A 6,720-nucleotide genomic window follows, 5' to 3' on the forward strand; every position below is an offset into this window, starting at 1 on the left:
TTGGACGCTTTGCCTCAATTATGTACGGCGATAGTTATTCTGCTGTTCCTTTCGGCTTTTTTCAGCGCGTCCGAGATGGCGCTGACAGCCGCCAGCAGCACGAGAATGAAATTGCTGGCCGAGGAATATCCCTTTCTGGAACGCTTCGTAGATTGGGTCAATGAAGACCGGTATCAGGCGATTTCGGCGATTCTCGTCGGCAACAATCTTGTCAACGTGGCGGCGAGCGTTACCGCCACAGCGCTGGCGACGTCATTGATTCACGAACACGGCGTCGCTTTCGCCGTCGTCGTGATGAGCATTTTGATCATCATTTTCGGCGAAGTGATTCCCAAGTGCGTGGCGATGGCAAAGGGCGAACGCCTGCTTATCGTGGCCCTCCCGCTTGTGCGTTTTTTCAGCTGGCTCGTGACGCCGTTGATCTGGGGAATGGAGCAATTTGCGAGAATAGCCGGTTACATGACAGGTTGGGATCTTTCCCTGAAAGATTCCTTCGTCACTAAAGAAGAAATAGGGCAAGTCGTGAAGATAGGCGAAGCCTCCGGCGCAATCGAAGAATCCGAACGCCAGATGATTGACGGCGTCATTTCCTTCGACGAGATCCGCGTCTCCGAGATCATGATTCCCCGCACTCGGATGCACATGATCGAATCGGAACGGACGGTGGACGACGCGCTCCAGTTTATTGAAAAGATGGGGGATTCCCGAGTCCCTGTTTTTACGGACACGCCGGATCGCATCGAAGGGATCGTTCTCGTCAAGGATTTGCTTACCGCTTTGATGAAAGGGCAGAAGAACGCTCCCGTCACCAAGTTCATGAGGACGCCGCTGTTCGTGCCCGAAACGATGTACGTGCCCAAGCTCTTCAGAATCATGCAAAACGTCCGTATGCACATGGCAGTCGTCGTCGACGAGTACGGCGGCACGGCAGGGCTGATCACTCTCGAGGATCTTCTGGAGGAGATCGTCGGCGAAATTCAAGACGAATACGACAAAGAAGAACAAACGGTGACACCCCTCTCCGATGGTACTTACAGGGCGAAAGCCAGTATTCCCCTTGAAGAGCTCAATGACGTTCTGAACAGTCATTTCGTCTGCGATGACGTCGACACGTTGGGAGGATTTTTACTGGATCGGTTCGGCAATTTCCCCCACGAAGGGGATACGCTCGCATCGGACGGATGGCTTTTCGAGATCGCCAGCATGGATGGCCATCGGATTAATGACGTTATGATCCGCAGGAACTCGTCGGAAGCAGGAGAATAGATCAAAGTGCAGACAGATTTTCGTGCAGGAGTCGTCGCCGTCATCGGCCGGCCCAATGTGGGCAAATCGTCGCTTCTCAACAGGATCCTCAAGTACAAACTGTCGATCGTTTCCGCGAAACCCCAGACGACTCGCGACAACATTCTGGGGCTTTACAATGGAGCGGCAAGTCAAATCCTTTTTGTCGATACGCCCGGCATTCACGCGCCTCTGAACAAACTTGGCGAACGCCTGGTCGAACGGGCGGTCTCGGGGCTTGAGGATGCGAATGTCGTCCTTTATGTCGTGACGATCGACGATCGTCCCGAGCAGAGCGAAAACGACCGCATCCTGAAAGTCCTTCGCGATTATCCCGGCATCCCTGTCGTGTTGGCGGTCAATAAGGTGGATCTTCCCGGATCCAGAAGCAAAATACTTCCTCTCATCGACCGTTTTACGAAGAAAATGAAGCTGCGCGACATCGTTCCGGTATCGGCAAAAGACGGCACCAACGACGAAGTTCTTGTCAAAACCCTTGAGAGTCTGCTCCCAGTCGCGGCGCCGCTCTATCCGGACGATATGATTACGGACAGGACAGAGCGTTTCATCGCGCAAGAACTGATTCGCGAAAAGGTCATCGCGTGCACCGACGAGGAAGTGCCGCACAGTGTCGCCGTGGAGATCGAAGAGTTCAAATCGCCCGATGAATACCCGGAGCGCAGGGACCTGTTCATCCGCGCCACGGTCTATGTGGAACGGGAAGGCCAACGGGCCATCATTCTCGGCAGAAAAGGGGAAAAGATCAAGAGCATTGGCACGGCCGCCCGGAAAGCGTTGGAAGAGATGACGGGACATAAAACGTATCTTGAACTTTGGGTTAAGGTTAACAAAGGATGGAGAGACTCGGACAAGGAATTGAAAAGACTGGGATACGAATAAACCTTCCAGAGGAAACGTCCCAGCGTCTCATCAAACGGACGGGCGTCGTGCTGCGGCGCGGAAACTACATGGAAGGCGACATCGCCGCGTTGTTGTTTTTAAAGAGCGGCGGCACGAATTGGGTGTACGTCCCCGGGGCGTCGAAAGGTTCGATGCGTTTCGGCGGCGCCCTGGAGCCTTTCGTCTGGGGACACTATCAGCTTTATCAGTCAAAAAGAAAGACGTATCTGAAGGAAATTGAAGTCACCGAGGACTTCTGGGCGCTGCGACGCCATCCGCGGGCCGTGATCCAGGCCGTTCGCTGGGCGAAGATGCTTGAACGGCACTTGATTCCCGGTTATCCCTATGACGATTTGTTGGCTCTTTTCTATTGGGCGTTGAAGGCGTTGAGCGAAGGCGTCGCTCCGGAACTGCTCGATGCGCGTTTTTTATGGCGCTGGCTCCTCAGCTGGGGGATCGCGCCGGATCTGCGCTCTTGCGGCTCATGCGGAAAGCCTTTGGGCGGGCGCGCCGTCTGGCGGGAGGGAACTTTTGTCTGCACGGACTGCGCCCCCGGCCAGAGCCCGGTCGATATCGATGAGTTTGCGGCCTACGCTCTTTCGAAAAGTTTTGTACCGGAGAACGGCGCATCGAAATTGTTGGAACAGGCTCGAAATGTTCAGCAATTCTTTGTGAGAAACCTTGATGATAATCGATAGTTTGAATTGGAGGTCGCGTGCGGAATGAATTTTCAGGATATCATGCTGAGATTGCAACGCTATTGGGCGGATCAGGGATGCATCGTTCAGCAGCCCTACGACATCGAAGTCGGGGCCGGTACGATGCATCCGGCTACGTCGCTTCGGGTCATTGGTCCCGAGCCCTGGAAAGTTGCTTATGTGCAGCCGTCTCGCCGTCCGGCGGACGGGCGTTATGGCGACAATCCCAACCGTTTGCAGCATTATTACCAGTTCCAGGTGATCATGAAGCCGGCGCCGGAAGATATCCAGGCGCTTTACATCAACAGCCTTGCCGCGCTGGGGATCGACCCTCGCGAGCATGATATCCGTTTTGTCGAGGACGATTGGGAATCTGCGGCGGTCGGCGCCTGGGGACTCGGTTGGGAAGTTTGGCTCGACGGCATGGAAGTGACTCAGTTCACCTATTTTCAGCAGGTCGGCGGCGTCGATATGGAAGCGGTGCCCGCAGAAATAACGTACGGCCTTGAACGTATCGCCATGTTCGTTCAGAAAGTCGACAACGTTTACGATTTGAAGTGGAATGACAAGGTGACCTATGGAGATGTTCATCATCAGGGGGAAGTCGAGAACTCCATATATAACTTCGAGGTCGCCGACGTCGCCATGCTTGCGGAGATATTCTCTCTGTACGAGAAGGAAAGCTCGCGTCTTGCCGAGCAGGCTTTGGTTCTGCCCGCCTGGGACTGCGTGCTGAAGTGCTCGCAGATTTTCAATCTCCTCGATGCCCGCGGCGCGATCAGCGTCACGCAGCGCACGGGGTATGTTTCGCGTATCCGCGCGATTGCGTCGAAGTGCTGCTCAGCCTATGCCCAGCAACGGAAAGATATGGGCTATCCGCTCATGAAAAAATTTTAAAGGGGGACGGACCGATGGAAAGAGATCTGATTCTGGAGATTGGAACGGAGGAGATACCGTCCCGTTTTATGCCGAGCGCCTTGCGTGACATTGCCCAATACGCCGAGGAGGAGTTCGCCGCGCAGCGTCTCGGGCATGGGCGTATCGAGGTGATGGGCACTCCCCGTCGCCTCGTGCTGCTGGTTCGTTCCGTTGCGGAACGTCAGGCGGATCTTTCCGAAGAGCACAAAGGGCCGACATGGAAATCCGCCTTTGACGGCACGGGAACGCCGACTCGTGCGGCTGAAGGTTTTGCCAGAAGCAAAGGCCTTGCCGTCGAACAGCTCGAAAGCCGCAACGTCAACGGCGTGGATTATGCGTTCGCCGTCATCAATCACAAGGGCGGCGCCGCGGACGCCTTGCTTCCGGACATGATGAAGCGCATTATCTCCCGCATCGTTTTTCCCAAAAACATGTACTGGTACGATTCGACCGTTCGCTTCGCCCGCCCGATCCGCTGGTTTCTCTGTCTGATCGGAGCAGATGTCGTCGAGTTTGAGCTGAACGGCATGAAAAGCGGCCGGACCACCTGCGGACATCGTTTCATGGGAGCGCCTTCCGTGGAGGTCGAGTCAAGCGACGACTATCTGACCGTCATGTACGACAACTGGGTCATTGTCGACCAGAAAAAGCGCGAAGAGAAAATGCGCGCCGCCATTGCCGGCATCGAAAAAGAACTTGACGGCGCCGTCGAACTCGATCCCTCCCTGGTTCAGGAAAATCTTTATCTCGTCGAGTACCCCGTGCCTTTTTACGGCTCTTTCGACCGCAAGTATCTCGAGATCCCCGAAGAAGTCCTGACGACCTCGATGAAAGACAACCAGAAATATTTTGCCGTCCACGACCACAGCGGCAAATTGATGCCCTGCTTTGTCGGCGTCAGCAACAATCTGGTTCCCAATATGGAGCTGGTTCGGGAAGGGAACGAAAGGGTTCTGCGCGCCCGGTTGGAAGACGCCGCTTTCTTTTGGAAGGAAGATCTGAAACGCCCTCTTTCGGCGCGGGTCGAGGACCTGAAAAACGTCATCTACCAGGAGAAGCTGGGTTCCGTCTACGACAAGACCATGGAAATGGTCAAAATCTCCCGAAAGATTTGCGACCTCCTCGGCAACAAGGACGACGTAAAGTTGGTCGAACGCGCGGCCTACCTCTCGAAAGCGGATCTTGTCACCGGCATGGTCGGCGAATTTTCCGAACTTCAGGGGATCATGGGCCGCGAATACGCCCTGAAGAACGGAGAGGATCCGCGGGTTGCCAAGGCCATCGCCGAGCAGTACATGCCAACCGCGGCAGGAAACGAACTTCCTTCCGACGTGATCGGCGCCGTCGTGGGGATTGCCGAACGGGCCTTCAATATGGTCGGTGCCTACAAGCTGGGGTTCCAGCCGACGAGGTCGCAGGACCCTTACGGCCTTCGCCGCGCCATCCGCTGCATCAACGAGATCCTCTGGGGACTCCGCCTTGACCTCGATCTGGAGGCGCTGCTCGCTTTCATCGCCCAGGACCTCGAAGTTGGCGGCGAAGCTTTGAGCTCGCTGCTGGATTTCATAAGGCAGCGCACGCTCATCCAGCTCAAGGAAAAAGAATACGGCCACGAACTGATCGAACTGGCGCTCTCCGTGACAGGATCCCGTCCCCTGCAAACGCTTTATTTGCTGGGCGCGTTCGCGGAGGTGAAGCAGGAAGACTGGTTCACGAAGCTGGTCAATTCCGCGGTACGAGTCAAGAATATCCTGGCGAAGGCGGAGGGAGTCTCGAGTTCCGTGGATCCTTCGCTTTGCGTCAAGGCTGCCGAAAAAGACCTTTATGCGGCCGTGAACGAGGCGGAGAAACCCGTGGAAGCCGCCCTGCGGAAAAACGACTGGAACGGGCTGATGAATGTCCTGGCTCAGCTTTCCCCGGCCGTTTCGGCCTTCTTCGACGACGTGATGGTCATGGACGAGGACGCGGCCGTTCGCGCCAATCGTCTCGCGCTGTTGTCCCATTGTCAAAATCTCTTTATGCGCGTCGGAGATCTCAGCAAAGTCAAATAGACTGAAAGGCATTTTATGACATTACGCGTTTCCATTGTTTCCGATTCGACAGGAGAGACTGCCGAAAGCATGCTCCACGCGGCGCTGGCCCAATTCGACGGCCTCGACGTGACGATCGAGCGCCACCGGTCGGTTCGCGAAGTCGCTCAAGTCCACGAGATCGCCGGCGATTTTTATCAGCGCGGCGGCCACTTGATCGTCAGCACTTTGGTCAAAGCCGACGTGTTGGCGGCGTTGGTTGCCGACACGAAAAAGTACAACTTGGGCTATGTGTCCATGATGGGGCCCCTGGTCGAAGAGATCTGTCGCCTCACGGGACGGCAGCCCATGCAGCGTCCGGGAGTGAACCGCCGCGTCGACGGCGATTACCTGCGTCGCGTCAAGGCCATCGAATTTACGCTCCGTTGCGACGATGGACAATCCCCCGAGCTGATGACCGCCGCTGACATCGTTTTGTTCGGCGTGTCTCGTGCCGGAAAAACGCCTCTCTCGATCTGGCTTGCTCTGAAAGGATACGCCGTCTCGAACGTTCCTTTGCTGCCCGGCATCGCTCCCGATTCCCGCATCTGGAATGTGGACGTGGAAAAGAGGGTCGGGCTCCTGATCTCGGCTGAGCGCTTAAGAGAGATCCGCTGCGAACGGATCGTCGCCATGGGGCTCGATCCGCAGCGAGCGGCATATGCCGATATCGGCAAGATCAGGGCGGAACTGGACGACGCCCGTTCTTTGATGGAAAAGCTTCGGTGCCGCATTTACGACAGCACGGATCATTCCTATGAAGAGCTGGCGCGCAATATCCTCGAAGACTTGAAGATGCTGTAAATTCTCGAAGAGCGCAAAAAAGCAGACGTCTGAGATGTTCAGACGTC

General features: G+C 55.9%; 6 protein-coding genes. All 6 read left to right on the plus strand.

What is annotated here, in order from left to right:
* From HMPREF7215_RS11970 to HMPREF7215_RS11995, 6 genes are read left to right on the plus strand one after another with little or no spacing between them, the layout of a single operon-like run.
* Positions 1-1,266 (plus strand): hemolysin family protein, encoded by a 1,266-nt coding sequence (locus HMPREF7215_RS11970; RefSeq protein ID WP_009166187.1) that lies wholly within the window; start codon positions 1-3, stop codon positions 1,264-1,266.
* A 6-nt stretch (positions 1,267-1,272) separates the two neighbouring features.
* Positions 1,273-2,184, plus strand: coding sequence for a GTPase Era (gene era, locus HMPREF7215_RS11975; protein ID WP_009166188.1), 912 nt, complete (start codon positions 1,273-1,275; stop codon positions 2,182-2,184).
* Entirely contained in the window at positions 2,139-2,882 is a 744-nt protein-coding gene (recO, locus tag HMPREF7215_RS11980) for a DNA repair protein RecO (protein WP_009166189.1), read from the plus strand. Before era ends, recO begins: the two co-directional genes overlap by 46 nt.
* A gap of 24 nt (positions 2,883-2,906) precedes the next feature.
* Positions 2,907-3,779, plus strand: coding sequence for a glycine--tRNA ligase subunit alpha (locus HMPREF7215_RS11985; protein WP_009166190.1), 873 nt, complete (start codon positions 2,907-2,909; stop codon positions 3,777-3,779).
* Between the two features lie 14 nt (positions 3,780-3,793).
* The gene (gene glyS, locus HMPREF7215_RS11990; RefSeq protein ID WP_009166191.1) at positions 3,794-5,851 is read left to right on the plus strand and encodes a glycine--tRNA ligase subunit beta; all 2,058 of its coding nucleotides are present in this window, start codon (positions 3,794-3,796) and stop codon (positions 5,849-5,851) included.
* A gap of 15 nt (positions 5,852-5,866) precedes the next feature.
* Entirely contained in the window at positions 5,867-6,673 is an 807-nt protein-coding gene (locus HMPREF7215_RS11995) for a pyruvate, water dikinase regulatory protein (protein ID WP_009166192.1), read from the plus strand.
* Positions 6,674-6,720 lie beyond the last annotated feature (47 nt).

Source organism: Pyramidobacter piscolens W5455 (assembly GCF_000177335.1).
Classification (GTDB): Bacteria; Synergistota; Synergistia; order Synergistales; family Dethiosulfovibrionaceae; genus Pyramidobacter; species Pyramidobacter piscolens.